The sequence below is a fragment of the Pseudomonas sp. GOM7 genome (assembly GCF_026723825.1).
In the GTDB taxonomy this organism is placed as follows: Bacteria; Pseudomonadota; Gammaproteobacteria; order Pseudomonadales; family Pseudomonadaceae; genus Aquipseudomonas.
Genome location: NZ_CP113519.1, coordinates 152,408 through 178,395, shown reverse-complemented (window position 1 = coordinate 178,395; position 25,988 = coordinate 152,408). Strand labels below are relative to the sequence as shown.

The 25,988-nt window shown below is 64.2% G+C and carries 22 protein-coding genes; 9 read left to right on the top strand and 13 right to left on the bottom strand.

Features of this window, described 5'->3' with window-relative positions; all coding sequences use genetic code 11:
- Positions 1 to 13 precede the first annotated feature (13 nt).
- On the bottom strand, positions 14 to 799 hold the full coding sequence (locus tag OU800_RS00790; protein WP_268180411.1) for a type IV pili methyl-accepting chemotaxis transducer N-terminal domain-containing protein: 786 nt from the start codon (positions 797 to 799) through the stop codon (positions 14 to 16).
- A 221-nt stretch (positions 800 to 1,020) separates the two neighbouring features.
- Entirely contained in the window at positions 1,021 to 1,794 is a 774-nt protein-coding gene (glcC, locus tag OU800_RS00785) for a transcriptional regulator GlcC (protein WP_268180409.1), read from the bottom strand.
- 236 nt (positions 1,795 to 2,030) lie between these two features.
- On the opposite strand from glcC, the gene glcD reads away from it, so the two are divergent.
- The 7 genes from glcD to OU800_RS00750 all read left to right on the top strand — a co-directional run bounded on the left by glcD (position 2,031) and on the right by OU800_RS00750 (position 10,950).
- Entirely contained in the window at positions 2,031 to 3,530 is a 1,500-nt protein-coding gene (gene glcD / locus OU800_RS00780) for a glycolate oxidase subunit GlcD (RefSeq protein ID WP_268180407.1), read from the top strand.
- Positions 3,530 to 4,585, top strand: a complete 1,056-nt coding sequence (gene glcE, locus OU800_RS00775) for a glycolate oxidase subunit GlcE (protein ID WP_268180405.1) — start codon at positions 3,530 to 3,532, stop codon at positions 4,583 to 4,585. Before glcD ends, glcE begins: the two co-directional genes overlap by 1 nt.
- Positions 4,586 to 4,588: 3 nt before the next feature.
- Positions 4,589 to 5,806 (top strand): glycolate oxidase subunit GlcF, encoded by a 1,218-nt coding sequence (glcF, locus tag OU800_RS00770; protein WP_268180403.1) that lies wholly within the window; start codon positions 4,589 to 4,591, stop codon positions 5,804 to 5,806.
- A 179-nt stretch (positions 5,807 to 5,985) separates the two neighbouring features.
- A complete protein-coding gene (locus OU800_RS00765) occupies positions 5,986 to 6,384 on the top strand; it encodes a heme-binding protein (protein ID WP_268180401.1) in 399 nt (132 codons plus the stop codon).
- A 151-nt stretch (positions 6,385 to 6,535) separates the two neighbouring features.
- Positions 6,536 to 8,713: a malate synthase G gene (locus OU800_RS00760; protein ID WP_268180399.1), complete on the top strand. Its 2,178-nt coding sequence runs from the start codon at positions 6,536 to 6,538 to the stop codon at positions 8,711 to 8,713.
- A 242-nt stretch (positions 8,714 to 8,955) separates the two neighbouring features.
- A complete protein-coding gene (locus OU800_RS00755; RefSeq protein WP_268180396.1) occupies positions 8,956 to 10,656 on the top strand; it encodes an L-lactate permease in 1,701 nt (566 codons plus the stop codon).
- A 126-nt stretch (positions 10,657 to 10,782) separates the two neighbouring features.
- Complete coding sequence (locus tag OU800_RS00750; RefSeq protein ID WP_003242223.1) at positions 10,783 to 10,950, top strand: rubredoxin; 168 nt, start codon at positions 10,783 to 10,785, stop codon at positions 10,948 to 10,950.
- Positions 10,951 to 11,254: 304 nt separating this feature from the next.
- Here OU800_RS00750 and OU800_RS00745 read toward each other — a convergent pair whose 3' ends face one another.
- The 9 genes from OU800_RS00745 to OU800_RS00705 form a co-directional block, all read right to left on the bottom strand.
- A complete protein-coding gene (locus OU800_RS00745; protein ID WP_268180394.1) occupies positions 11,255 to 12,151 on the bottom strand; it encodes a peptidoglycan DD-metalloendopeptidase family protein in 897 nt (298 codons plus the stop codon).
- Between the two features lie 147 nt (positions 12,152 to 12,298).
- Entirely contained in the window at positions 12,299 to 13,204 is a 906-nt protein-coding gene (locus tag OU800_RS00740; RefSeq protein WP_268180392.1) for a response regulator, read from the bottom strand.
- Between the two features lie 236 nt (positions 13,205 to 13,440).
- A complete protein-coding gene (phoU, locus tag OU800_RS00735) occupies positions 13,441 to 14,169 on the bottom strand; it encodes a phosphate signaling complex protein PhoU (RefSeq protein WP_268180391.1) in 729 nt (242 codons plus the stop codon).
- 104 nt (positions 14,170 to 14,273) lie between these two features.
- Complete coding sequence (gene pstB / locus OU800_RS00730) at positions 14,274 to 15,107, bottom strand: phosphate ABC transporter ATP-binding protein PstB (protein ID WP_268180389.1); 834 nt, start codon at positions 15,105 to 15,107, stop codon at positions 14,274 to 14,276.
- A 101-nt stretch (positions 15,108 to 15,208) separates the two neighbouring features.
- Positions 15,209 to 16,891 carry a phosphate ABC transporter permease PstA gene (pstA, locus tag OU800_RS00725; RefSeq protein WP_442964732.1) on the bottom strand — a complete coding sequence of 561 codons (1,683 nt, stop codon included), beginning with the start codon at positions 16,889 to 16,891 and terminating at the stop codon, positions 15,209 to 15,211.
- 16 nt (positions 16,892 to 16,907) lie between these two features.
- Positions 16,908 to 19,187: an ABC transporter permease subunit gene (locus OU800_RS00720; protein WP_268180387.1), complete on the bottom strand. Its 2,280-nt coding sequence runs from the start codon at positions 19,185 to 19,187 to the stop codon at positions 16,908 to 16,910.
- Between the two features lie 175 nt (positions 19,188 to 19,362).
- Positions 19,363 to 20,331, bottom strand: a complete 969-nt coding sequence (locus OU800_RS00715; protein WP_268180385.1) for a phosphate ABC transporter substrate-binding protein PstS — start codon at positions 20,329 to 20,331, stop codon at positions 19,363 to 19,365.
- A gap of 318 nt (positions 20,332 to 20,649) precedes the next feature.
- Positions 20,650 to 21,084: a ferritin-like domain-containing protein gene (locus OU800_RS00710; protein ID WP_268180383.1), complete on the bottom strand. Its 435-nt coding sequence runs from the start codon at positions 21,082 to 21,084 to the stop codon at positions 20,650 to 20,652.
- A gap of 62 nt (positions 21,085 to 21,146) precedes the next feature.
- Positions 21,147 to 21,977 carry a BON domain-containing protein gene (locus OU800_RS00705; RefSeq protein ID WP_268180381.1) on the bottom strand — a complete coding sequence of 277 codons (831 nt, stop codon included), beginning with the start codon at positions 21,975 to 21,977 and terminating at the stop codon, positions 21,147 to 21,149.
- A gap of 208 nt (positions 21,978 to 22,185) precedes the next feature.
- Between OU800_RS00705 and algB the strand changes: the two genes are divergently transcribed.
- Together algB and OU800_RS00695 are read left to right on the top strand one after the other, a co-directional pair.
- A complete protein-coding gene (gene algB / locus OU800_RS00700; protein ID WP_268180379.1) occupies positions 22,186 to 23,538 on the top strand; it encodes a sigma-54-dependent response regulator transcription factor AlgB in 1,353 nt (450 codons plus the stop codon).
- A 13-nt stretch (positions 23,539 to 23,551) separates the two neighbouring features.
- Complete coding sequence (locus tag OU800_RS00695; RefSeq protein WP_268180376.1) at positions 23,552 to 25,351, top strand: ATP-binding protein; 1,800 nt, start codon at positions 23,552 to 23,554, stop codon at positions 25,349 to 25,351.
- A 59-nt stretch (positions 25,352 to 25,410) separates the two neighbouring features.
- Here OU800_RS00695 and OU800_RS00690 read toward each other — a convergent pair whose 3' ends face one another.
- A complete protein-coding gene (locus OU800_RS00690) occupies positions 25,411 to 25,596 on the bottom strand; it encodes a PA3371 family protein (protein WP_268180374.1) in 186 nt (61 codons plus the stop codon).
- A 17-nt stretch (positions 25,597 to 25,613) separates the two neighbouring features.
- A complete protein-coding gene (locus OU800_RS00685) occupies positions 25,614 to 25,916 on the bottom strand; it encodes a hypothetical protein (protein WP_268180372.1) in 303 nt (100 codons plus the stop codon).
- Positions 25,917 to 25,988: the final 72 nt, after the last annotated feature.

The window sequence follows — 25,988 nt, the reverse complement described above, 5'->3', positions numbered from 1 at the left end:
TAGAGAATGTTCATCAGGTCTCGCTGGCTTGCAACCCGGCGTACAGGCGAGTCAGCTCGTTGAGCTGGCGGAACAGCGAGTCGGTGCTGACGGTGATCACGGTAGGGACGAAATCCCGCTCGGCGTGCAGGTCGATGCCCTTGAGGGTAAAGCCCCAGTGAGCACGCGCGCGGCGCTGGGCGGCGGCGATTTCTTCGTTCGGCGTGCCACGCGCTTCCAGTTCGCCGAGGATGGTCTCGAAGTCCTTGACCGATTTGTCCAGCTTGGCATCGAGATCGGGCACCTGCACGCGCCAGGACTTGGCCATGTAGAGCATGGCGATGCGCTGGGTCTGCACGCGCGCCCAACCGCTGCGGTTGACCGTGGCGCCCATCTCGCCGAGGTGCTTGGCCATCGCATCGGTCACGGCCTGGGTCTGCTGCAGCAGGGTCTCGCTGGTGGCCAGCAGGGCGGCGGCCTTGGCCTGCTCCGGCTTGGCCTCGAGTTGCTGGCGATAGGTGGCCCAGGTGGCATCGACCTTGGCCAACGCGGCCTTGATCTCGGGGTTGGGCGCATACTCGCCCAGCGCCTTCTGGCTGGCCTCGAAACGCTCGATGGTTTCCTGCAACTGGCGCTGGGCGGCGTCCACACGCACGTCCGCACCTATCATCAGGTAGTCCTTGGCCATGCGCTGGCCCAGGGAGCGCTGCAGGCCAGCCATGTTCATGGCTTCCGAATCCGTGGGCACGGCGGCCCAGAGAGGCGCACTCACCAGCGCCGTGAGGCCCAGGGCGAGGAGGATCAGGTACTTCTTCAACACGTCGGTACTCCAATTCGGGAACGAGGCAATGCACCGGAGGCATGCGCCACCGGCAACGGTTGAACCCTTGAGGCGGGATTCTTGTAGGAATGAGACTGGCAGCGGCGGCGGGCATCAGGGCCCAGTGGCTGCGAGAAAGGGCGCGATAATAGCTGTTAAAGCGCCATCATTCTGTGCGAGCAGTCAAGAAGCGGACGACTGGTCGCATACTCACCGCAGGTCTACCCCCACCCCTCCAAGCGCATGCTTGCCCGCACCAGGCGCTGCTCTTCCTGCTCGATCTCCTGCAGGTTGTCGCGGATGCTGTGGATATGGTCGCGCGCCGCGCGCTGAGCCTGTTCCGGCAGGCGTTCGATCACCGCGTGGTACAGGCGCGAATGCTGGCGGTCGATCTGCCGCTTCTGCGCCGGGCGGTGGTAGAGGTTGTTCACCGAGGCGAACACGGTGCTGAGCATCAGGTCGGTGAGCGATTGCAAGGTGTGCACCAGCACCGGGTTGTGCGAGGCCTCGCAGATGGCCAGGTGGAAGGCATGGTCTAGGCGCGCATGTTCACGGGGATCGACCGGCTGCTCCTGGGCATGGGCGGCGAGCATTTCCTCGTAGCGCCGGGTGAGCAAAACGAAATCCGCATCGGTGCCGCGCAACGCCGCCAGGCGCGCCGACTCGCCTTCGAGCAGGCCGCGCACTTCCAGCAGGTCGTACAGGGTGCGCGGCTGTGAGTTGAACAGGTGCATCAGCGGGCTGGCGTCACGCTCGCCGCTGAGCTTGGCCACCCGTGAGTCGCGGCCCTGGGCGGTGTCGATGATGCCGCGCCCACGCAGTACCTTGAGCCCTTCGCGCAGCGCCGAGCGGGAGATGCCCAGCTTCTCGCACAGGCGCCGTTCCGAAGGCAGCGGCTGGCCCACCTTGAGTACACCATCGACGATCAGCCGCTCGATACGCTCGGCCACCACGTCACTGACCTGACGTCTTGCCGTGTTCTGTTTCACCTCCATCACGCCCTCGCTCACTGGTCGTACCAGTCGATCAGATGCTTTCCAGCCTTAGCCAGCCCTTGCCATGAAGCCTTATACCACGCGCATCTCATGCCTTTTAAGCTGAAAGCCTGGCGAAAGAAACTGGTCGTACCAGTACCAGCAAAGATGGACGAAGGGCAGCAGGCCGCCTAAACATGCGGGCCAAGGTCGCGACATGACCGCCCATAACAAAAGCGTCCACGAACGAGCCTGCCATGAGCATTCTGTACGACGAGCGCATCGACGGCGCGCTACCCGAGGTCGACAAGGCCGCCCTGCTGGCCGAGCTGCGCCAGCGCCTGCCCGACCTCGACATCCTGCACACAGAGGAAGACCTCAAGCCCTACGAGTGCGATGGCCTGTCCGCCTACCGCACCACGCCCATGCTGGTGGTGCTGCCCGAGCGCATCGAGCAGGTGCAGCAGTTGCTCAAGCTCTGCCACGCCCGTGGCGTGCCGGTGGTGGCGCGCGGTGCCGGTACGGGGCTTTCCGGCGGCGCGCTGCCGTTGGAGAAAGGCATCCTGCTGGTGATGGCGCGCTTCAACCAGATTCTCGAGATCAACCGCGAAGGGCGTTTTGCCCGCGTGCAGCCCGGCGTGCGCAACCTGGCGATCTCCCAGGCCGCCGCACCGTTCGACCTGTATTACGCCCCCGACCCGTCCTCGCAGATCGCCTGCTCCATCGGCGGCAACGTCGCCGAGAACGCCGGCGGCGTGCACTGCCTGAAGTACGGCCTGACCGTACACAACCTGCTCAAGGTGGACATCCTCACTGTCGAGGGCGAGTTCATGACCCTCGGCAGCGACGCCCTGGATGCGCCGGGTTTCGACCTGCTGGCGCTGTTCACCGGCTCCGAGGGCATGCTCGGCATCGTCACCGAGGTGACGGTCAAGCTGCTGCCCAAGCCGCAGGTGGCCAAGGTGCTGCTGGCAGCCTTCGACTCGGTGGAAAAAGCCGGTCGCGCGGTGGGTGACATCATCGCCGCCGGCATCATCCCCGGCGGTCTGGAGATGATGGACAACCTGGCGATTCGCGCCGCCGAAGACTTTATCCACGCCGGCTACCCGGTGGAGGCCGAAGCCATCCTGCTGTGCGAGCTGGATGGCGTGGAGGCCGACGTCGCCGACGACTGCGAACGGGTACGCGAGGTGCTGGCGAAGGCCGGTGCCACCGAGGTGCGCCTGGCCCGCGACGAGGCCGAGCGGGTGAAATTCTGGGCCGGGCGCAAGAACGCCTTCCCCGCGGTCGGGCGCATCTCGCCGGACTACTACTGCATGGACGGCACCATCCCCCGTCGCGAGCTGCCCGGCGTGTTGCGTGGCATCGCCGAGTTGTCCGAGGAATACGGTCTGCGCGTGGCCAATGTGTTCCATGCCGGCGACGGCAACATGCACCCCTTGATCCTCTTCGATGCCAATGTACCCGGCGAGCTGGAGCGCGCCGAGGCCATCGGCGGCAGGATCCTCGAACTCTGCGTCAAGGTCGGCGGCAGCATCACCGGCGAGCACGGCGTCGGCCGCGAGAAGATCAACCAGATGTGCGCGCAGTTCAACAGCGACGAGATCACCCTGTTCCATGCGGTGAAGGCGGCGTTCGACCCCAGCGGTCTGCTCAACCCGGGCAAGAACATCCCCACCCTGCACCGCTGCGCCGAGTTCGGCGCCATGCACGTGCACCACGGCCAACTGCCCTTCCCGGAACTGGAGCGTTTCTGATGCAGCATGATTTCGATGCCAGCGCCGCTCTGCTGGAACAGGTCAACCACGCGCTCAACAGCGCCACACCGCTGCGCATCCAGGGCAGCGGCAGCAAGGCTCATCTGGGTCGCGCCACCCCGGGTGAGGTGCTGGATACCCGCCAACATCGCGGCATCGTCAGCTATGACCCCACCGAGCTGGTGCTGACCGCCCGCGCCGGCACGCCGCTGGCCGAGATCGAGGCCGCGCTGCAGGCCAACAACCAGATGCTGCCGTGCGAGCCGCCGCACCTGGGCGATGGCGCCACCCTCGGCGGCATGGTCGCCGCCGGGCTGTCCGGCCCGCGCCGCCCCTGGGCCGGCTCGGTGCGTGATCAGGTGCTCGGCACCCGGGTGATCACCGGCCAGGGCAAGCTGCTGCGCTTCGGCGGCGAGGTGATGAAGAACGTCGCCGGCTACGATCTGTCGCGGCTGATGGCCGGCAGCTTCGGCTGCCTTGGCCTGCTCGCCGAGGTGTCGTTCAAGGTGCTGCCCAAACCGCGACAGGTGCTCAGCCTGCGTTTGGAAGTGGACGCCCTGCATGCCCTGAACAAGCTCGCCGAATGGGGCCAGCAGCCGTTGCCGATCAGCGCCGCCAGCCACGACGGTGCAGCGCTGCATTTGCGCCTGGAAGGTGGCGAAGGCTCTGTTCAGGCCGCGCGCCAGCGCCTCGGTGGCGAAGAGATCGACAACGGCTACTGGCATGAGCTACGCGAACAGCGCCTGCCGTTCTTCGGCGCCAGCGGCACCTTGTGGCGTCTGTCGCTGCCGGCCAATAGCGGTCTGCTCGACCTGCCCGGCCGCCAGTTGATCGACTGGAGCGGCGCGCAGCGCTGGCTGAAGACCGACGCCGATGGCGAGCTGATCCAGCGCGTGGCGGCCAAGCTCGGCGGCCACGCCACCTGCTTCGCTGCCGGCCACGCCCACCCCTTCCAGCCGCTGGCTGCGCCGCTGCTGCGCTACCAGCGCCAGCTCAAGAACCAGCTCGACCCCCAGGGCATCTTCAACCCTGGCCGCATGTACGCCGAGGTATAAGACGTGCAGACCAATTTGAGTGAACAGGCCAAGCGCCTGCCGCGCGCCGAGGAAGCCGAACGCATCCTGCGCTCCTGCGTGCACTGCGGCTTCTGCAATGCCACCTGCCCGACCTATCAGGTGCTCGGCGACGAGCTGGACGGCCCGCGTGGGCGCATCTACCTGATCAAGCAGATGCTCGAAGGCGGCGAAGTGACCGCCAAGACCCAGCAGCACCTGGATCGCTGCCTGACCTGCCGCAACTGCGAAACCACCTGCCCATCCGGTGTGCAGTACCACAACCTGCTGGATATCGGCCGCGAGGTCGCCGAAAGCCAGGTAGCTCGACCACTGAACGAACGCCTGCTGCGCCAGGGCCTGCGCGCCGTGGTGCCGCGCCCGGCCTTGTTCAAGGCGCTGACCCAGGCCGGCCTGGCCCTGCGCCCGCTGCTGCCGGCCACGCTCAAGGCCAAGCTGCCGCGCGAAGTTCGCCCGGCCAAGCCGCGCCCAACGCAACAGCACACGCGCCGCGTGCTGATGCTCGAAGGCTGCGTGCAGCCGGGGCTATCGCCCAACACCAACGCCGCCACTGCGCGCGTGCTGGATCGCCTCGGCATCAGCGTCACGCCGGCTCGCGAGGCCGGCTGCTGCGGCGCCGTGGACTACCACCTCAACGCCCAGGAAGCCGGCCTGCAACGCGCCCGGCAGAACATCGACGCCTGGTGGCCGGCCATCGAAGCCGGCATTGAGGCCATCGTGCAGACCGCCAGCGGCTGCGGCGCCTTCGTCAAGGACTACGGCCATCTGCTGGCTGGCGATTCGGCCTATGCGAGCAAGGCGGCGCGAGTCAGCGCCCTGGCCAAGGATCTGGTCGAAGTGCTGCAAGGCGAGCCACTGGAGAAGCTGCAAGTACGCGCCGAACAGCGCCTGGCCTTCCATTGCCCCTGCACCCTGCAGCATGCACAGAAGCTCGGCGGCGCTGTTGAAGGCGTGCTGACGCGCCTCGGTTTCGGCCTGACTGCCGTGCCGGACAGCCACCTGTGCTGCGGCTCGGCCGGCACCTATTCGCTGACCCAGCCGGCGCTGTCCAGGCAGCTACGCGACGACAAGTTGAACGCCCTGGAAAGCGGCAAACCGGATGCCATCGTCACCGCCAATATCGGCTGCCAGACCCATCTGGACGGCGCTGGGCGCACGCCGGTGCGGCACTGGATCGAGATAGTCGAGGAGGCCATGCACTGATCACGCCGTAGCCCGGATGCAATCCGGGAAACCCATGCCGCAACTCCCGGATTGCATCCGGGCTACGAGACTTCATCGATCCACCAAAGCGGTGGATGTAAAAAGCGACATCCACCCTACAACTGAACCCCCTCCCGCAAGCGGGAAAGGGGATAAAAGCCACGAACACGAGGTATGCCATGCAACACAAAGCCGTACTCAGCCAGCGCGAAGTCAGCCAGATCCTCCAGGCGGCCCGCAGCGAAGCGCAGCAACAGGGCTGGGCCGTGGCCATCGCTGTGGTCGATGACGGCGGCCACCCGTTGGCCCTGGAACGCCTCGACGGCTGCGCGCCTATCGGCGCCTACATCGCCACCGAAAAGGCGCGCAGCGCCGCCATCGGCCGCCGCGAAACCAAGGGCTACGAGGAGATAGTCAACGGCGGTCGCAGCGCCTTCCTCAGCGCGCCGCTGCTCACCTCGCTGGAGGGCGGTGTGCCGCTGCTGGTGGACGGCCAGGTGATAGGCGCCGTGGGCGTATCCGGGGTCAAGGCCGAACAGGATGCACAGGTGGCCAGGGCGGGGATTGCCGCTCTTTAAACATGCGGCGCAGCCGCCAACTGATGCCCTTCTCCCTTCGGGAGAAGGTGTCACGAAGTGACGGAAGAGGGTGCCAACAGGCAACGCCCAGGCCCTCTCCCCCAGTCCCTCTCCCAAAGGTAGGGGGCGCGAACAGACAGGAGAACAGGAAATGACCGAACGCGTGCAATGTCAGCGTCTGCAGGTAGCCGCCGAGCTCAAGCAATTCATCGAAAGTGAAGTGCTGCCCGGCAGCGGTATCGAGGCGGCGGCCTTCTGGAGCGGTTTCGACGCCCTGGTGCATGACCTGGCACCACGCAACCGTGCCTTGCTGGCCGAGCGTGATCGCCTGCAGAGCGAGCTGGACGCCTGGCATCGCGCCCATCCCGGCCCGATCACCGACATGAGCGCCTACCGCACCTTCCTCGAATCCATCGGCTATCTGCTACCGCAACCGGATAAGGTCAAGGCGACCACCGCCAAGGTCGACAGCGAGATCGCCACCCAGGCCGGCCCGCAACTGGTGGTGCCGGTGATGAATGCGCGCTACGCGCTGAACGCCGCCAACGCCCGCTGGGGCTCGCTGTACGACGCTCTGTACGGCACCGATGCGATCAGCGAAGAGGGTGGCGCCAGCAAGGGCCCGGGCTACAACGAAATACGCGGCGCCAAGGTAATCGCCTTCGCCCGCGCCTTCCTCGACCAGGCCGCGCCACTGGCCCAAGGCTCGCATGCCGAGGCCAGCGCCTATGCCGTGGTCGCCGGCCAGTTGCAGGTGACCCTGCGCAGCGGCGTGCAGACCTCCCTGGCGCAACCGGAAAAATTCGTCGGCTACCAGGGCGAGGCCGCCACGCCAAGCGCCGTGCTGCTGAAGAACAACGGCCTGCACGTCGAGATCCAGATCGACGCCAGCAGCCCCATCGGCCGCACCGACGGCGCAGGCGTCAAGGACCTGCTGATGGAAGCGGCGCTGTCGACCATCATGGACTGCGAGGACTCGGTGGCCGCCGTCGACGCCGCCGACAAGGTGGTGGTGTACCGCAACTGGCTGGGCCTGATGAAGGGCGATCTGGCCGAGGAGCTGGAAAAAGGCGGCAAACGCATCACTCGCCGCCTCAATGCGGATCGCGTCTACACCGCCGCCGATGGCAGCGAACTGACCCTGCACGGTCGCTCGCTGCTGTTCGTGCGCAACGTCGGCCATCTGATGAGCAACCCGGCGATCCTCGACGGTGAAGGCTTGGAAATTCCCGAGGGCATCCTCGATGCGGTGGTCACCAGCCTGATCGCCCTGCATGACCTCAAGCGCCGCGGCAACTCGCGTACCGGCAGCGTTTATATCGTCAAACCGAAGATGCACGGCCCGGCCGAGGTGGCCTTCGCCGACGAGCTGTTCGGCCGTGTCGAGCAACTGCTGGGCATGCCGGCCCATACCCTGAAGATGGGCATCATGGACGAGGAGCGACGCACCAGCGTCAACCTCAAGGCCTGCATCGAGGCGGCCAGCGCGCGCGTGGCCTTTATCAACACCGGCTTTCTCGACCGTACTGGCGACGAGATGCACACGGCGATGGAAGCCGGCGCCATGTTGCGCAAGGGCGATATGAAATCCAGCGCCTGGATCCAGGCCTACGAGCGCAACAACGTGCTGGTCGGCCTGGCCTGCGGGCTGCGTGGCCGCGCGCAGATCGGCAAAGGCATGTGGGCCATGCCGGATCTGATGGCGGCCATGCTGGAGCAGAAGATCGGCCACCCGAAGGCCGGCGCCAACACCGCCTGGGTGCCGTCGCCCACCGCTGCCGTGCTGCATGCCCTGCACTACCACCAGGTTGACGTACAAGCGGTGCAGCGCGAGCTGGAGCTGATCGACCTGGCCAGCCAGCGCGACAGCCTGCTGAACGATCTGCTCAGTGTGCCGGTGAGTGCCGAACGGCCGTGGAGCGCCAGCGATATCCAGCAGGAGCTGGACAACAACTGCCAGGGCATCCTCGGTTACGTGGTGCGCTGGGTCGAACAGGGCGTGGGCTGCTCCAAGGTGCCGGATATCCATAACGTCGGCCTGATGGAAGACCGCGCCACCCTGCGCATTTCGGCTCAGCACATCGCCAACTGGCTGCACCACGGCGTGGTCAGCGAAACCCAGGTACGCGAGACGCTGCAGCGCATGGCCAAGGTGGTGGACGGGCAGAACGCTGGCGATCCGGCTTATCGCCCCATGGCGCCGAACTTCGAGCAGTCCCATGCCTTCCGTGCTGCCAGTGAGCTGGTGTTCAAGGGCCGCGAGCAGCCGTCCGGCTATACCGAGCCGCTGCTGCACGCCTGGCGTCTGCGCTTCAAGCAGGAGGCTTGAGCAATATCCGCGCGTAGCCTGGATCAGCCGCTGGCGTAATCCGGGGATGGCGTGAAAGAGCAGTAACGGGCCCTGACGGTTGCTGACCATCAGGGCTTTCGAGCATGAGCGTGGTGGTGGGTGATCCCCGCCGCCACTGCTCGCGGAAAGGCCGGCGCCGTGGTGCCCGGCCCTTCCAGATGCGTGGCGCCGGGTTACCCCCCGGAAAACTGTGGTTCACAAGAACAAGAAGGAACCAATCCATGAGTCAAACGCTGCTGTCCATCCTGGCCTTCGTGCCGCTGGTGCTGGCGGGTGTGCTGCTGATCGGCTTTCGCTGGCCGGCCAAGTACGCGATGCCGCTGGTGTTCGTCCTCACCGCCCTGATCGGCCTGCTGGCCTGGGACATGTCCCTCAACCGGGTCATCGCCTCCAGTCTGCAGGGGCTGATTCTCACGGCCGCGATCCTGTGGATCATCTTCGGCGCCATCCTGCTGCTCAATACCCTCAAGCACTCCGGCGGCATCGCGGCAATTCGCCGGGGCTTCTCCAATATCAGCCCGGATCGGCGCGTGCAGGCACTGATCGTCGCCTGGCTGTTCGGCTGCTTCATCGAAGGCGCCTCCGGTTTTGGCACCCCGGCCGCAGTGGCCGCGCCGCTACTGGTGGCCCTGGGCTTCCCGGCGCTGGCCGCGGTGGTGCTGGGGATGATGGTGCAGTCCACGCCGGTGTCCTTCGGTGCGGTGGGCACGCCGATCCTCGTCGGCGTCGGCGCCGGCCTGGACAGAACCGGCATCACCGAGCAACTGGTGGCCAACGGCAGCACCTGGGAAACCTTCTTCCACCTGATCTACTCGCGGGTGGCCATCACCCACGGTCTGATCGGCCTGCTGATGCCGCTGATCATGGTGATGATCATGACGCGCTTCTTCGGCCGCAATCAGAGCTGGAAGGAAGGCCTGGCCATCGCGCCGTTCGCCATCTTCACCGCCTTCGCCTTCTCCCTGCCGTACATGGCAGCCGGCGTGTTCCTCGGCCCGGAATTTCCCTCGATGATCGGTGCCCTGGTCGGCCTGGCCATCGTGGTGCCGGCAGCCAAGGCCGGCTTCCTGCTGCCAAAGGACAACTGGGACTTCGCCGATGCCAAGGACTGGCCAGCGGAGTGGATGGGCAGGATCGAAATGAAGCTGGACGAGGTGGCCGGCAAGGCCCCGGTCTCGGTGCCCATGGCCTGGGCGCCCTACCTGCTGCTGGCGGTGTTCCTGGTGATCTCGCGCAGCTTCCCCGAGGTGAAGGCGGCGCTGATGAGCTTTACCTTCGGCTGGAAGGACATCCTCGGCGAGACGGGTGTATCCGGCACCATCGAGCCACTGTACCTGCCCGGCGGCATTCTGTGCATGGTGGTGCTGGTGACCTTCTTCCTGCACCGCATGCGCCTGGCCGAGCTCAAGGCAGCGGTGAGCGAGTCGAGCAAGACCCTGCTCGGCGCCGGCTTCGTGTTGATCTTCACCATTCCCATGGTGCGCATCCTGATCAACTCGGGGGTCAACGGCAGCGAGCTGGTGTCCATGCCGGTGGCCATGGCGCAACTGGTGGCCGACAGCGTGGGTAGCATCTACCCCTTCTTCGCCCCGGCGGTGGGCGCACTGGGCGCCTTCATCGCCGGCTCCAACACCGTCTCCAACCTGATGCTCTCGCAGTTCCAGCTCAATGCCGCGCAGTTGCTCGGGGTGTCCGGAGCGATGATGGTGGCAGTGCAGTCGGTGGGCGCGGCGGCGGGCAACATGATCGCCATTCACAACGTGGTGGCGGCCTCGGCCACCGTGGGCCTGCTCGGGCGCGAGGGCATCACCCTGCGCAAGACCCTGCTGCCAACGCTGTACTACCTGATCATGGCCGGCGGCATCGCGTTGCTGGCGATGTACGGCATGGCGCTGAGCGATCCGCTGATGGCCAGTGGCTGAGGCTAGTGCGCCGCATGACCCGACTTTGGTTGGCCGCCGGCTGGCGACGATTGTCGCCGGCCGGCTTGGCGCATGCGCGCAATTGCGGTAGCTTGCCGGCACCGTGAGATTCACCCGAGGGTCGATATGAAGAAGTGGCAGTGCGTGGTCTGTGGGCTGATTTACGACGAGAGCCAGGGTTGGCCGGATGACGGCATCGCACCCGGCACCCGCTGGGAAGACGTGCCGGAAGACTGGCTCTGCCCCGACTGCGGCGTTGGCAAGATGGATTTCGAGATGATCGAGATCGGCTGAACGATTACAGCGTCAAGCAAAACGGCGACCTTCGGGTCGCCGTTTTTATTGCTGCGGGCCTTGGGCCGGCCCGTAGCAGTCTGTTGAAAAACTACCTACGTTGGCAATACCGCGTTAAAAATGGCCTCGCGTGCGAGCCCAGTCAAAATGCTCATTTACAGCACGTAAACCCGAGTGCGGGCCCAGTGCTTTTTTCGGCCATTTTTGCGGGGCCGCCATCGGTATTGTCTTGCCTGCCTCGCCGACGTTTTTCAACGGCCTGCTAGCCCGGATGCATTCGGGACGATGCCGGGCGTGTCCTGTGCTATTCGCCACCCACAGCGAAGTTGGGCAGGCTGTTGACCGGCTGGCTGAAACTGAAGGGAATGGATTCGACGGCCAGGCCGACGTTGCGCTGTACCACGAAATGCAGATGCGGGCCGGTACTGTTGCCGGTATTGCCGGAGCGCGCCAGCAGGCTGCCGGTCTCCACACGCTGGCCTTCACGCACTGTCACCGAGCCCTTCATCAGGTGCAGGTAGACGCCCATGGTGCCGTCGTCATGCAGGATGCGCACGAAGTTGCCGGCCGGGTTGTTGCCGCGCCCGCTCTGCTGGTTCTCGGTCTTGACCACCACACCGGCGCGGGCGGCGACGATGGGCGTGCCTTCGGGCATGGCGATGTCCACCGCATAGCGGCCCTTGGCGGTGAAGTGGCTGTAGGTGCCATTGGCGCCCTGAGTCTGGCGGAAGGGGCCACCGCGCCAGGGTAGCGGGTAACGATGGATACTCGGTTGCAGGCGCGGGTCGCCCAGCGCGTACCGCAATTTCGGCTTGTAGTGCAGGGGTTTGCCGGGGTCTTCGGCGGTCAGCGTGGCGAGACGGATTTGGCTGCGCGGCGGCAGCACCCAGCGGATGGGTTTTTCCGGGGCACCGATGGTGTTCTGCACCTGTTCCAGCTTCAGTTCGACCTCCACCGGCGCGAACAGGTCGTTGCGCACCAGCAGGGTTTCGCCGGCCTCGTGCTTGCGGGTTTCCAGCTTCACCTGGGTGTCCAGGCGCTCGACCATGCGGTCGTTGAACACGAACACCTGGGCGCCAGGCGCGGCCTGGTCGCTATAGGTCACCACGCCGTTCTGGTCGACGTACTTGTAGATGGTCAGCGCAGTGGCCTGGCCGCTCAGGGCCAGCAGGCTGCAGAGAAGAATAAGACGCCCTAGCATGACAACTCGGAATTTATGGCTTTTCGCTATCCGGGCCATGAAGACTAGCAGCGCTGCCTGGTACATGCGAGGTACCGACCGTCAGGCTGTGAACCGGCTCACCGCCGCTGGTCGACCTGCTGCGCAAGAGCCCTGGATTGCATCCGGCTACGCGCCAGGGCTGAAATGCTTCTGCGCGGTGCCTCGGGCAATCAGGCGCGACAGGTAGTCGAGCTTCTGCGGGTCACGGTCGACGAAACGGAAGGTCAGTTGCAGCCACTCGCTGTCCGGTTTGGGCTCGAACGCCGCCACGGCATGCAGGTAACCATTGAGCCGCGCGGTTTCCGCCGCTTCGCCCTGCTCCAGATCGAGCACGGCGCTCTCCAGCACCTGGGGTAACAATTCTGTGCGCTTGACCAGTAGCAGCGCCTCCTTGAGGCTCAGCGCCTTGATCACGCAGGCCATGGTGCCGCCAGGCAGACGTAGCTGGCCCTGGCCCCGTCCCGTGGGAGCCGCCGCCTTGGCCGTCGGCGCTGCCGGTTTGGCGAAAACGGCGGCGGCATCGGCGGCGGGTTTTGCCGTCGGCTTGACCACCTCGGCCTTGCCCCCGGTCAGGGCCGCCAGCGAATCGTTGGCCAGCGCACCGCTGCCGAGCAGCTTGGGCGCCGCACCGGAAAGCAGCGCCTGCAGCTTGCCGGCGCGGCTCATGGCCTTCTTCACCTTGGTGACCAACTGCTCGTTGGAAAAGGGCTTGCCGATGAAGTCCGACACCCCGGCCTGAATGGCCTGCACCACGTTCTCCTTGTCGCCGCGGCTGGTCACCATGATGAAGGGCGTGGTCTTGAGGTTGTCCTGCTCGCGGCACCAGGTCAGCAGTTCGAGGCCGGACATTTCCGGCATTTCCCAGTCGCAGAGCACCAGGTCGATGCTCTGCCGACTCAATAACTGCTGGGCCTTGCGCCCATTCACGGCTTCTTCGATCTGCACGCCGGGAAAATTATCGCGCAACCCCTTCTTGACCAGATCACGGATGAAGGTCGCGTCATCCACCACCAGCACACTGACTTTGCTCATCGGCCACTCCTGTTTCAATGGCGTTAAGCATAGTCATGGCCAGTCGCCTAAGGCCAATGGAAAACCACGGATATCGTGCAAATTACCGATGGGCTGCGGCAGCAGGTGCTCTGGTGCGGCTTGCAGGGGAGCGAAAGACTAACCGGACTCAAGCACAGCCAAGAACCCAAAAACCGATACCCATCCCTGGCACCGGTTTCTCTGGGAGCCCCGAGCGAGGCTCAACCGCTCAGGAGTCAGTTATCCGACTTGCCTTCTACCTCTTCGCGCATACGGGTCAGGCCCATATGGCGAACGTCGGTGCCATGCACCAGGTAGATCACCAGTTCAGCGATATTGCGCGCATGGTCGCCGATGCGCTCCAGCGAACGCAGCACCCAGATCACGCTGATCACGCGGGAGATCGAGCGCGGGTCTTCCATCATGTAGGTGACCAGTTCACGCAGCGCGGTCTTGTACTCGCGGTCGACGGTCTTGTCGTGTTGCGCCACGGCCAGAGCCAGTTCGGCATCGAAGCGGGCGAAGGCGTCCAGGGCATCACGCACCATCCTGCGCACCTGATCACCGATGTGACGAATTTCCACGTAGCCCTTCGGCGCTTCACCTTCCTCGCTGAGCTGAATGGCACGCTTGGCAATCTTGGTGGACTCGTCGCCGATGCGCTCGAGGTCGATCACCGACTTGGAGATGCTGATGATCAGGCGCAGGTCGGAGGCCGCCGGCTGACGACGGGCGAGAATGCGCACGCACTCCTCGTCGATGTTGCGCTCCATCTGGTTGATCTGATCGTCGATCTCGCGCACCTGCTGAGCCAGGCCGGAATCGGCGTCGATCAGCGAGGTGACGGCGTCGTTGACCTGCTTCTCCACCAGGCCACCCATGGCCAACAGGTGACTGCGCACTTCTTCCAGCTCGGCGTTGAACTGCTGGGAAATATGCTGGTTCAGGTTTTCTTTGTTGATCATCTTCGTCGCTCCGCGAGCTTCAAGCTCCATGCTTCAAGCTGCAAGTTAATCGTCGTCAGGTTCGCGCTTGCTTGCCGCTTGAAACGTGCGGCTTGTAGCTGCACTCAACCATAGCGACCGGTGATGTAGTCTTCGGTCTGTTTCTTGGCCGGGTTGGTGAACAAGGTGTCGGTGTCGCCAAATTCGATCAGCTTGCCCATGTACATGAACGCGGTGTAGTCGGAGACGCGCGCCGCCTGCTGCATGTTGTGGGTGACGATGACGATGGTGTACTTGCTCTTGAGCTCGTAGATCAACTCCTCGACCTTGAGGGTGGAGATCGGGTCCAGCGCCGAGCAGGGTTCGTCGAGCAACAGCACTTCCGGCTGCACGGCCACGGTACGGGCGATCACCAGACGCTGTTGCTGACCACCGGACAGGCCCAGTGCCGAGTCATGCAGGCGATCCTTCACTTCATCCCACAGGGCGGCACTCTTCAGTGCCCATTCCACGGTCTCGTCGAGCACGCGCTTCTGGTTCACGCCCTGGATGCGCAGGCCGTAGACCACGTTCTCGTAGATGCTCTTGGGAAAGGGGTTGGGCTTCTGGAACACCATGCCGACGCGGCGACGCAGCTCGGCGACGTCCACGCCCTTCTGGTAGATGTTCTGCCCGTCGAGCAGAATCTCGCCCTCTACACGGCAACCGTCAACCAGGTCATTCATGCGGTTGAAGGTGCGCAGCAGTGTGGATTTGCCGCAACCGGACGGGCCGATGAAGGCGGTCACGCGCTGCTTGGGGATGTTCATCGACACATCGAACAGCGCCTGTTTGTCGCCGTAGAACAGGTTGAGGCCCGGCACTTCCAGGGCGACGGTCTCGTCGGCCAGGCTCAGGCTCTGCTTCTCGCGGCCGAGGGCGGCCATGTCGATACCGTGGGTGTGTACTTCGTGTTGCATGAGTTCACTCCGTTCACAGCTACAAGCTGCAAGCTACAAGCGGCAAGTCAGCAGCCGCTCGCTTCCACATGAAGCTTGCGGCGTGAGGCTTGCAGCTGCGGTTAATGATCCAGCGCCTTGTACTTCTCGCGCAGGTGGTTCCGAATGAAGATCGCACTCATGTTGAGCAGTACGATCACCAGTACCAGCAACAAAGCGGTGGCGTAGACCAGCGGGCGGGCAGCCTCGACGTTGGGGCTCTGGAAGCCGACGTCGTAGATGTGGAAGCCCAGGTGCATGATCTTCTGATCCAGGTGCAGATAAGGGTAGTTGCCATCCACCGGCAGGCTCGGCGCCAGCTTGACCACCCCCACCAGCATCAGCGGTGCCACTTCGCCTGCGGCGCGGGCTACGGCGAGGATCATGCCGGTCATCATCGCCGGGCTGGCCATCGGCAGCACCACCTTCCACAGCGTCTCGGCCTTGGTCGCACCGAGCGCCAGCGAACCTTCACGCAGGGCACGCGGAATGCGCGCCAGGCCTTCCTCGGTGGCGACGATCACCACCGGCACGGCGAGAATCGCCAGGGTCAGCGAGGCCCAGAGCAGGCCGGGGGTGCCGAAGGTCGGCGCCGGTGCGGCCTCGGGGAAGAACAGGCGGTCGATCGAGCCACCCAGCACGTAGACGAAGAAGCCCAGGCCGAACACGCCATAGACGATCGCCGGCACGCCCGCCAGGTTGTTCACCGCGATACGGATGATGCGGGTCAGGGTGCCCTGCTTGGCGTACTCGCGCAGGTAGATGGCAGCCAGCACGCCGAACGGGGTGACGATCACGGCCATGATCAGGGTCATCATCACGGTGCCGAAGATGGCCGGGAAGATACCACCTTCGGTGTTGGCCTCACGCGGTTCGTCGCTGACGAATTCCCACATCTTGGCGAAATAGAAGGCGAGCTTGCTGCCGGTGCTCATGGCGTTGGGCTGGTAGGCCCGTACCACCTTGCTCAGGGCGATTTCCTGCTCACGACCATCGGCGGTCTTCACCGTCACGCTGTCACGCGCCAATTGCTGGTTGAGGTCGATCAGCTTGGCTTCGAGCGTCTTGTAGCGGGCATCGAGCTCGGCGCGCTGGGCAGCGAGATCGGCCTGGGCAGCGGCATCCAGCTTGCCATCCAGCTCCAGCCTGCGACTTTGCAGGCGCAGTTGCTCGAGGCCGTGGTTGATGCTGCCGATGTCGCGCTTCTGCAAGCGGCCCAGCTCGGCCTGCAATTCGTCGACGCGGTCAATGCGCTGCTGCAGGTCGTGCCAGGCAGCGTCACCCTCGGCGACCACCTGACCGCTCTGCTTGACGTTCACCAGGTAGCCGTAGAAGTTGCCCCACTCGCGGCGCTCCATCACCATCAACGCGTCCGGGGTGTGCTGGCCACTCATCCACTCGGCCACGGTCCAGCTGAAGTCGGCACCGAACACGTCGCGGTTACCCACCTTGAACAGCTCACGGGTGAGGAACTCGCCACCCTCGACATCCACCGGCAGGCCGGCAGCGGCCAGGCGTGCACGCGGCACCTGCTCTTCCTGCACCAGTTCACCGGCTACCACGCGCGGCGCCTCGCCAGGAATCTGGTAGGTGGCCTGGATCACGTCGGCCGGCCAGAAGTGGGCCAGGCCGCGCATGGCGATCACGGCAAGCAGGCCGAGGGTCACGATCACGGCGATGGACACGCCGCTTGCCGTCATCCACACCCAGGGTGAGCCACCCTTGAACCAGGTGCCGAAGTTTTGCTCTTTTCTTTTCAAGGACATCTGTCTTCCCCAGTTCTCAGAGCGACGCGTATTTCTTGCGCAGGCGGTTACGTATCAACTCTGCCAAGGTGTTCATCACGAAGGTGAAGGACAACAGCACCAGCGCCGAGAGGAACAGCACGCGATAGTGGGTGCTGCCCACTTCGGATTCCGGCATCTCCACCGCAACGTTGGCGGCGAGGGTGCGCAGGCCCTGGAAGATGTTCATGTCCATGATCGGCGTGTTGCCGGTGGCCATCAGTACGATCATGGTTTCACCGACGGCACGGCCCAGGCCGATCATCAGTGCCGAGAAGATGCCCGGACTGGCGGTGAGGATCACCACGCGGGTCATGGTCTGCCAGGGCGTGGCACCGAGGGCCAGGGAGCCCTGGGTCAGGCTCTTGGGCACGCTGAACACGGCGTCTTCGGCGATCGAGTAGATGTTCGGGATCACCGCGAAGCCCATGGCCAGACCGACCACCAGGGCGTTGCGCTGGTCGAAGGTGATGCCCAGATCGTTGCTGATCCACATGCGCATGTCGCCACCGAAGAACCAGTTCTCCAGATGGCCGCTCATGCTCAGCGAAACGGTGCCGACCAGCAGGATCACCGGGATCAGCAGCGCCGCTTCCCAGCCATCCGGGATCAGCAGACGCACGCGCTCCGGCAGGCGACTCCAGGCGTAGGCGGCCAGCAGCACGCCGATCGGCGTCAGCAGCAACAGGCTGAAGATGCCGGGCAGATGCCCCTCGACATAGGGCGCCAGGAACAGACCGGCGAAGAAACCGAGGATCACCGTCGGCAGCGCTTCCATCAGTTCGATCACCGGCTTGACCTTGCGGCGCATCGCCGGAGCCATGAAGTAGGCGGTGTAGATGGCCGCACAGATAGCCAGCGGGGCGGCCAGCAGCATGGCGTAGAAGGCGGCCTTGAGGGTCCCGAAGGTCAGCGGCGCCAGGCTCAGCTTGGGCTCGAAGTCGGTGTTGGCAGAAGTGGACTGCCAGACTTGCTTGGGTTCGTCATAGCTCTCGTACCAGACCTTGCCCCACAGCGCGCTCCAGGAAATTTCCGGGTGCGGGTTGTCGATGTAGAAGCGCTGCAACTTGCCATCGGACTCCACCAGCAGGCGGTTGGCACGCGGCGACAGGGCGCCAATGGCGCTACCGTCGGCGATTTTCTCGACGAGCAGGGTGCGGTGTGCGGTGCTGTGGAAGATGCCCAGGTCGCCGGTGGCGTCCAGTGCCAGGAAGCCCTTGCGGCGCTCCTCGGGGATGATCTGAGTGATCGCCGATTGGCCCAGCTTGAAGTCACGGATGCGGGTCAGCTCGGACTTGCCATCGTGGTCACGCACCATGAACCACTGGGCGATGCCACCCTGGCTGTCGCCGATCATCAGCGAGATGCCACCAAGCAGAGACTGCACTGTGGTGACCTCGGCGTCGTCCTGCAGCAGGGTATAGCGGCCATTGAGGGCCTTGCTGCGCAGATCGAAGACATCGGCAGTGGCCTTTCCATGGATCACGAACAGCCAGTGCTGGCGCGGATCGATGACCATGGCCTTGACCGGCTCGGCGATCTGCGGCAGCTCGATACGGGTTTCGTCGAGGCTGACCTCGCCGGTCATCATGTTCTCTTCGCGGCTGATATTCAGCACATGCAGCTCGGCGCCGCTGGAGCCGCTGAGCATCAGGCTGCGGTCGTTCTCGCTCATCGCCACGTGCTCGAGTGCACGGCCCTGCGGATCCAGGGTGATCGGCGTGTCACCGAAGGGATAGACGATCTGCGGGCTGATGGTCTTGACGTTGTTCGGGTAGGTCACCTTGTAGGCCGTCTGGAACACCAGGGCCTGACCGTTGGACAGGCCCAGCACAGCACGATGGCTACCGGGCTGGTCCTCGGCATGGGAAACGATGCTGACACCCTCGGGCAGCGCGATCTGCTCTGTCTTGAGTGGCGCGGAATCCTTGAGGGTAAAGAACTGCACCAGACCGCTGCGCGACAGGCGCATGGCCACCTTGTTCTGCTCCTCGAGGCCAAGCATCAGCGGCTCGCCCTGCTCGGCCAGCCAGGCCGGCTGCTGCGCCTTGCGCGCCTCCAGCTCGGCGCCGGCGAACATCGGCGCGACCACATAGGCCAGATAGAAGAAGATCAGGGTGATACAGGCCAACACGGCCAGACCACCGATGGAAACGTACCAGCGCGCGGCGCGATCTTTCAGCGCACGAATACGGCGCTTGCGCAGCAGGACTGGGGTATCGAAATCGATTCGATGAGTATCGGAAGCGCTCATGCGGTTATTGGCCAGGTCATTCATGAGGAGGTCTCGGGCACGGCGGACACAGCCCGCATAATGTGAGGTGCTTCAATCTATCGGGCTTGTATGACAGAAAAATTACAGCATGGTGACGTGACGACGCCCACGAATCGCAAGATTCGCGGGCGTGTCGTGCGGAGCGCATGGTGCAGAGACCTGCGCTCCAACGGGGCTATTAGAGGCCCAGTTCCTTCTTGGTCTTCTCAGCCACTTTGGCCGGCAGCGGGATGTAGCCATCCTTGACCACGACTTCCTGACCCTGCTTGGACAGCACCAGCTTCACGAACTCCGCTTCCAGCGGATCGAGCGGCTTGTTCGGCGCCTTGTTGACGTAGACGTACAGGAAGCGCGACAGCGGGTACTTGCCAGCCAGGGCGTTGGCTTCGCTGGCTTCCTCGACCTCACCCTTCTTGTTCACCAGGGGTACGGCGCGGACGCTGGCAGTACGGTAACCGATGCCCGAGTAGCCGATGGCGTTGACGGTGCTGGAGATCGACTGTACGACGGAAGCCGAACCCGGCTGCTCGTTGACGTTGGACTTGAAGTCACCTTTGCACAGGGCTTCTTCCTTGAAGTAGCCGTAGGTGCCGGATACCGAGTTACGACCGAATAGCTGGATCGGCTTGCTCGTCCACTCGCCAGTCAGGCCAGCGTCACCCCAGGTCTTGATTTCCTTGGCTTCACCGCACAGACGGGTGCTGGAGAAGATGGCATCGACCTGCTGCATGGTCAGTTGCTTGATCGGGTTGTCCTTGTGCACGAACACGGCCAGGGCGTCGATGGCGACCGGGATGGCGGTCGGCTTGTAGCCGTATTTTTCCTCGAAGGCCTGCAGCTCGTTGTCCTTCATCATGCGGCTCATCGGGCCGAGGTTGGAGGTACCTTCGGTCAGAGCGGGTGGCGCGGTGGAGGAGCCAGCGGCCTGAATCTGGATGTTCACGTTGGGGTAGAGCTTCTTGTAATCCTCTGCCCACAGGGTCATCAGGTTGGCCAGGGTATCGGAACCGACGCTGGACAGGTTGCCCGATACACCGGAAGTCTTTTCATAGGTCGGCAGAGCCGGGTCGATGGCAGCCATTGCGGTTACGGCGCCTACGCCGGTAGCGGCGAACGTCAGGGCCGCCATCAAACGCTTCAGTTTCATGCCTTGCTCCTAGCAGGATTAGTGTTGGATGGAACGGGCCCAAGTATCAGCAGGCCGCGTGAACACTCTATGAAAGGAATGTGACAGTTAGATGAACGACGTCGGTTTCGTGCGCTGATGCAGGGAAAGGTTCGTTCGTGGCGTCGTGGGGGCAGTATTGATAGCGGACAGCCTTGTGCGGATTTTCGGGGGCCGTTCAGAATTGCCGCGTTTTTGCTGATGTGTTTTTGGTTTCGCCAATCAAGCATCCCCCTAAACGAAGCAAGCCCCCAACGCATTGCGCAGGGGGCTCGAAGGCAGGGCTGGCTCAGAAAGAAGTCAGGACATCTCGTCCTTCAGCGCCCGCATCCGGTCATGGCAGGCCCGTACCTTGGGCATTTCCACGGCCAGCAGCACGCGCACATCCTCCTCGGCGCTTTCCAGGGCGTCCTCGAAGGCATGCAGGATGCGATCCTCGGCTTCTTCCAGTTGGGCGACGTAGGCGGCGTCTTCATCCTTGGCCAGGGTCGCGCGGGTATCGGCGTAGACCTGGCGCAGCTTGCCCATCAGGGTGCCGCCGCTGGCCGGCTCGCTCTGGTTGGCGGCCACCTTGACCGCCAGCGCATCGATCACCTGGGTCTTGGCGCGCACCATGTCACGGAACAGGGCCTGCAGGCGAATATCCTTCACCTCGTCGTGGGCATGCTCGTAGAAGCGCTTGCCGTCACGGGTGATCTCGATCAGTTCGTTCAGTTGTGCGGTCTTGCTGCTCATGGAGGTTCTCCTTGGCGATGGGACTCATGTGAATGTAGGGCCGCGAAGACGGCCCACCGGGCTCAGCCACTCACCAGCAGGGCATCGGCATCCACACCGCGGACGCCACGAATGTTGCGGGCGATGTCCATTGCCATACGCTTCTCGGCGTTGCTCAGCACCTTGCCGCGCAGGGTGACCAGACCGTCCTGGGTGCCCACCTCGATGTTCAGGCCGTCGAGGTTGCGGCTATAGAGGAAGCTGGCCTTAACCTTGCTGGTGATCCAGGCGTCGCTGATGTCTTCGCGGGCCTCCTGCACCGCCGTCTGCACTTCGCTGCTGGTGCTGTCGGCGGTGCTGATGCTGAGGTGGTTGAAGACCTCGCGCACGCCGTCGGTATTGGCCGCCAGCTCACCGGCCAGCTCCTTGGCCACTGCGGTATGGGCTTGGCCACTGAGAGTGATGGCGCCATTCTCGCTGCGCACCTGGATGTCCAGGCCGCGCGTGTTGCTGTTCCACAACAACTTGGACTTCACCGTGGCCGCCAGGGTGGCGTCTTCCAGGCGTTGCACCATACCGGGTGGGTTATCCTCGGCGACCTGGGGGTCAACCTCGATGCGGTTGTCCACCGACTTGATACCTTCGACGCTCATCGCCACCTGCTCGGCCAACTCCTTCTGTACCTCGCTCTCCACCCGCCCACTGAGCGTGACCCGGCCGTCGTCGACTTCGATGTCGAGCTTGAACGGATTGAGATGGCGATTGAGGGCGAATGCCGTCCAGATCGAGCCTTCCTGGCGTGCGCCAACCAGTTGCTGCTCCAGCCCGTTCTCGGCGGCATGACCGACCCATGGCAGGGTGCCGAGCACCAGGGCCAGGGTGACGGTTGGCAGCAGAGGTTTGAAGCGTGGCATGACTGACTCCTGTACGAAAAAGATATTTTCTTCCTCGCAACTGCTATGCCAGCCCGAAATTTTAAATAAATACCTTATAAATCAAATAGATATGAAAAATAATAGCAAAAGGCCGGCATGCAGCCTGCAGGATTGATTTGCACCTGCCTTGCAACTTGCACGGTTTTTCCCTAACTAAGCTGCAACATACCCGCATATGGAGCATGACATGGCAGATTCAGGACAGATCGGCGGACGCATCCTGTTGGTGGATGACGAAGCCGCGATCCTGCGCACCTTCCGCTACTGCCTGGAGGATGAAGGTTATGAAGTGGCGGGGGCCAGCAGCACCGCGCAAGCCGAGGCCCTGCTGCAACGCCAGGTGTTCGACCTGTGCTTCCTCGACCTGCGCCTGGGCGAGGACAACGGCCTGGAGCTATTGGCGCAGATGCGCGTGCAGGCGCCCTGGATGCGCGTGGTGATCGTCACCGCGCATTCGGCCGTGGACACCGCCGTCGATGCCATCCAGGCCGGTGCCGCCGATTATCTGGTCAAACCCTGTTCGCCCGATCAACTGCGCCTGGCCGCCGCCAAGCAACTGGAAGTCCGCGCCCTGGCGGCACGCCTGGAAGCGCTGGAAGGCGAGGTACGCCAGCCCAAGGACGGCCTCGATTCGCACAGCCCGGCGATGATGGCGATTCTGGAAACCGCCCGGCAGGTCGCCAGCACCGATGCCAACATTCTCATCCTCGGCGAATCCGGCACCGGCAAGGGCGAACTGGCCCGCGCCATCCACGGCTGGAGCCGCCGCGCCAAACGCACCTGCGTGACCATCAACTGCCCGTCGCTGACCGCCGAGCTGATGGAAAGCGAGTTGTTCGGCCATGCCAAGGGCTCCTTCACCGGCGCCAGCGAGAGCACCCAGGGCCGGGTCAGCCAGGCCGATGGCGGCACCCTGTTCCTCGACGAGATCGGTGACTTTCCCCTGGCGCTGCAACCCAAGCTGCTGCGCTTCATCCAGGACAAGGAGTACGAGCGCGTCGGCGACCCGGTGACCCGCCGCGCCGACGTGCGCATCGTCGCCGCCACCAATCTGGATCTCGACGAGATGGTACGTGCGGGGCGCTTCCGCGAGGATCTGCTCTACCGCCTCAACGTCATCACCCTCAAGCTGCCGCCACTGCGTGAACGCCACGAGGACGTGTTGTCCTTGGCCGAGCGCTTTCTCGCCCGCTTCGTCAGCGATTACGGCCGTCCGGCCTGTGCCTTCAGCCCCGAGGCGGTAGCGGCGCTGCAGGCCTATCACTGGCCGGGCAACATCCGCGAACTGCGCAACGTCATCGAGCGCGCCAGCATCATCTGCCAACAGGAGTCGGTGGAGGTCGCCCACCTGGGCCTGGGTGGTAGCCCGGAAGCCCCAGCAGGTGCCGTGCGAATAGGCGCACCGATGAGCCTCGAGGAGCTGGAGAAGGCGCATATCGCCGCGGTACTGGCCAGCAGCAATACCCTCGACATGGCGGCCAAGACCCTGGGTATCGATGCCTCGACCCTCTATCGCAAACGCAAGCAATACAACCTGTGAGCGCGAAAACCCCATGAAGCTGTCGATGAAGCTTCGCACCCGTCTGTTCCTGAGCATCTCCGCGCTGATCACCGTGGCCTTGCTCGGGCTGCTGCTGGGGCTGTACAGCGTGACCCAGGTCGCCAGCAGCCAGAGCACCCTGATCCAGTACAGCTTCAAGGCTGCGCAGATCGGCCAGAAACTGCGCCAGTACCTGGGCGACGAGCTGGTCATTCTGATCGATCAGAAACCCGATCCGCAGGCGCTGGCAAACATCCGCCGAACCTTTCGCGAGACTCTCGCCGAAGGGCTTGCCGGCAAGAACCTGCAAGAGGATTACGTGCACGGGCTGGAAGAAAGCGCCAGGCTCTATGCGCTGATGGAACAGGCCGCCGAGGCCGGTACCCCCGCCGGGCAGACACCGCACAACCTCGCCGGTTACCAGCCCTTCATCGAGGCCTTCCAGCACCTGCGCAACCACCTTCTGCAGGAGCAGAACAAGGTCGTCCTGCAGGTCAGCGAAGCCGAACGACAGGGCCGCGAGAGTTCGCAACTGCTCGCCGCGCTGCTCACCTTCATGGGGCTGTCGGTGTTGGTGATCGGCGTGCTCACCGCCAACGGCATCGCTCGCCGTTTCGGTGCACCGATCGACCTGCTGGTACGCGCCGCCGACAGGGTCGGCAAGGGTCAGTACGACGTGGTGCTGCCGGTGTCGCCTGTGTTCGAGCTGGCCCTGCTGAGCCGACGCTTCGGCCTGATGACCGAGGCCCTGCGCCAATACCATTCCAGCAACCTGTACCAGCTACGTAACAGCGAAGGCCGCCTCAAGGCCGTGCTCGACAGCATCGATGACGGTCTGATCATCCTCGATGCCAAGGGCCGCATCGAGCACGCCAATCCGGTGGCGCTGCGTCAGTTGTCGTGGCACGCCGACATTCAGCACCAACCCATCGGCCCCTTGTTGCCCGGCCATGCAGTGGACGAAGCGCTACAGCAGGTACTGGCTGGCGAGCTGCTACGCGAAGCGCCCGCCGATCTGCAGATCGACCGCAACGGCGAGGCGCGCCTGCTGGCCTGGTCGCTGACGCCGGTACAACTACCTGAGGGCGGCAGCGTGGGGGCGGTGATGGTGCTGCGCGACGTCACCAAGCAACGCGCCTTCGAGCGGGTGCGCAACGAGTTCGTACTGCGCGCCTCACATGAGCTGCGCACGCCGATCACCGGCATGCACATGGCCTTCAGCCTGTTACGCGAACGCCTGCCGCTGCCAGCGGGCGGGCGTGAACAGGAGCTGATGCGCACCGTCGACGAGGAAATGCATCGCCTGGTGCAACTGATCGACGATCTGCTCAACTTCTCGCGCTATCAGAATGGTCTGCAGACCTTGCAGCGCCACCCCTGCGACCTGGCCGCGATGATCGAGCAGAGCTGCGAACGCTTCAGCGAAAAGGCCAGCGAACGTGGCGTGGATCTGAGCTGTTCCCTGCAGGATGGGCTACCGCACCTCTGCCTGGATGCCGGGCAGATTCAACGCGTGCTCGACAACCTGCTGAGCAATGCACTGCGCCACAGCAACTCGGGCGACAAGGTGCAGTTGCTGGCGCAACGCAGCGGTGAGCAGGTGGTCGTCAGCGTCAAGGACGAAGGGGAAGGCATTCCCTTCGAGCAGCAGGGGCGGGTCTTCGAGCCCTTCGTACAGGTTGGTCGGCGCAAGGGCGGCGCCGGCCTGGGGCTGGCGCTGTCGCGGGAGATCGTGCAGTTGCACAAGGGCCGCCTCGAGGTGCGCTCACGCCCCGGCGAAGGCGCCACCTTCAGCTTCAGCCTGCCGATCTGACATTTGTCACACACAGCAAAACGCCGCGAATCTTCGCGGCGTTTTTCGTCTGAATCAGTTCAGCGCAGAACCGGGTCGAACTTGATGCGTCGGCCGGCCATCAGGGCGACGAAAAAGCCCAGGCCGAAGGCGCCGCTGGCGCATTTGAGCAGCAAGGCCAGGTTGGCCTCCAGCTCGGGGCTCAGCCACAGGGCAGCGAGGCTCGCGAGGGTCATGATCAGCAGGACGACAGCACTTCTGGACATGAGGGGCTCCTTGTCGCTCAGAACACCCAGCGCGGGCCGCTGGAAACCGGACGGGGCTCGCGCTTGACGACGGCGCTGCCACGCTGATCGGAAATGCGCAGCCAGCGGGCGTCGTCGCCGATACCTTGCGCTGCCTGTCGCTTCAACTCAGCGGTATCGCCCTGCATCGCGCCGACGCGATAGTCGCGTACCTGCGGGGTAGCCACGGTAAATTCGGCCGTCTTGGCACTGGCACCCAAGGCATCCGAGAAATCTTTGGCGTAAGCCCCGTTGATCAGGCATGCAGCGGCGCAGAACAGGCTCAGTCGGACGAGGTACATGACGCTTCTCCATCAGCAGATCAGTCGGGGCTTACACGACTGTCAGTTGCAGCGCTCATGCCAATCCAAAAA

What these genes read in the sequence shown, in the direction of transcription:
- glcC (WP_268180409.1), bottom strand. Translation starts at nt 1,794, where the DNA reads ATGGAGGTGAAACAGAACACGGCAAGACGTCAGGTCAGTGACGTGGTG.
- glcD (WP_268180407.1), top strand. Translation starts at nt 2,031, where the DNA reads ATGAGCATTCTGTACGACGAGCGCATCGACGGCGCGCTACCCGAGGTC.
- glcE (WP_268180405.1), top strand. Translation starts at nt 3,530, where the DNA reads ATGCAGCATGATTTCGATGCCAGCGCCGCTCTGCTGGAACAGGTCAAC.
- OU800_RS00765 (WP_268180401.1), top strand. Translation starts at nt 5,986, where the DNA reads ATGCAACACAAAGCCGTACTCAGCCAGCGCGAAGTCAGCCAGATCCTC.
- OU800_RS00760 (WP_268180399.1), top strand. Translation starts at nt 6,536, where the DNA reads ATGACCGAACGCGTGCAATGTCAGCGTCTGCAGGTAGCCGCCGAGCTC.
- OU800_RS00755 (WP_268180396.1), top strand. Translation starts at nt 8,956, where the DNA reads ATGAGTCAAACGCTGCTGTCCATCCTGGCCTTCGTGCCGCTGGTGCTG.
- OU800_RS00750 (WP_003242223.1), top strand. Translation starts at nt 10,783, where the DNA reads ATGAAGAAGTGGCAGTGCGTGGTCTGTGGGCTGATTTACGACGAGAGC.
- OU800_RS00745 (WP_268180394.1), bottom strand. Translation starts at nt 12,151, where the DNA reads ATGCTAGGGCGTCTTATTCTTCTCTGCAGCCTGCTGGCCCTGAGCGGC.
- OU800_RS00740 (WP_268180392.1), bottom strand. Translation starts at nt 13,204, where the DNA reads ATGAGCAAAGTCAGTGTGCTGGTGGTGGATGACGCGACCTTCATCCGT.
- phoU (WP_268180391.1), bottom strand. Translation starts at nt 14,169, where the DNA reads ATGATCAACAAAGAAAACCTGAACCAGCATATTTCCCAGCAGTTCAAC.
- pstB (WP_268180389.1), bottom strand. Translation starts at nt 15,107, where the DNA reads ATGCAACACGAAGTACACACCCACGGTATCGACATGGCCGCCCTCGGC.
- pstA (WP_442964732.1), bottom strand. Translation starts at nt 16,891, where the DNA reads ATGTCCTTGAAAAGAAAAGAGCAAAACTTCGGCACCTGGTTCAAGGGT.
- OU800_RS00720 (WP_268180387.1), bottom strand. Translation starts at nt 19,187, where the DNA reads ATGAATGACCTGGCCAATAACCGCATGAGCGCTTCCGATACTCATCGA.
- OU800_RS00715 (WP_268180385.1), bottom strand. Translation starts at nt 20,331, where the DNA reads ATGAAACTGAAGCGTTTGATGGCGGCCCTGACGTTCGCCGCTACCGGC.
- OU800_RS00710 (WP_268180383.1), bottom strand. Translation starts at nt 21,084, where the DNA reads ATGAGCAGCAAGACCGCACAACTGAACGAACTGATCGAGATCACCCGT.
- OU800_RS00705 (WP_268180381.1), bottom strand. Translation starts at nt 21,977, where the DNA reads ATGCCACGCTTCAAACCTCTGCTGCCAACCGTCACCCTGGCCCTGGTG.
- algB (WP_268180379.1), top strand. Translation starts at nt 22,186, where the DNA reads ATGGCAGATTCAGGACAGATCGGCGGACGCATCCTGTTGGTGGATGAC.
- OU800_RS00695 (WP_268180376.1), top strand. Translation starts at nt 23,552, where the DNA reads ATGAAGCTGTCGATGAAGCTTCGCACCCGTCTGTTCCTGAGCATCTCC.
- OU800_RS00690 (WP_268180374.1), bottom strand. Translation starts at nt 25,596, where the DNA reads ATGTCCAGAAGTGCTGTCGTCCTGCTGATCATGACCCTCGCGAGCCTC.
- OU800_RS00685 (WP_268180372.1), bottom strand. Translation starts at nt 25,916, where the DNA reads ATGTACCTCGTCCGACTGAGCCTGTTCTGCGCCGCTGCATGCCTGATC.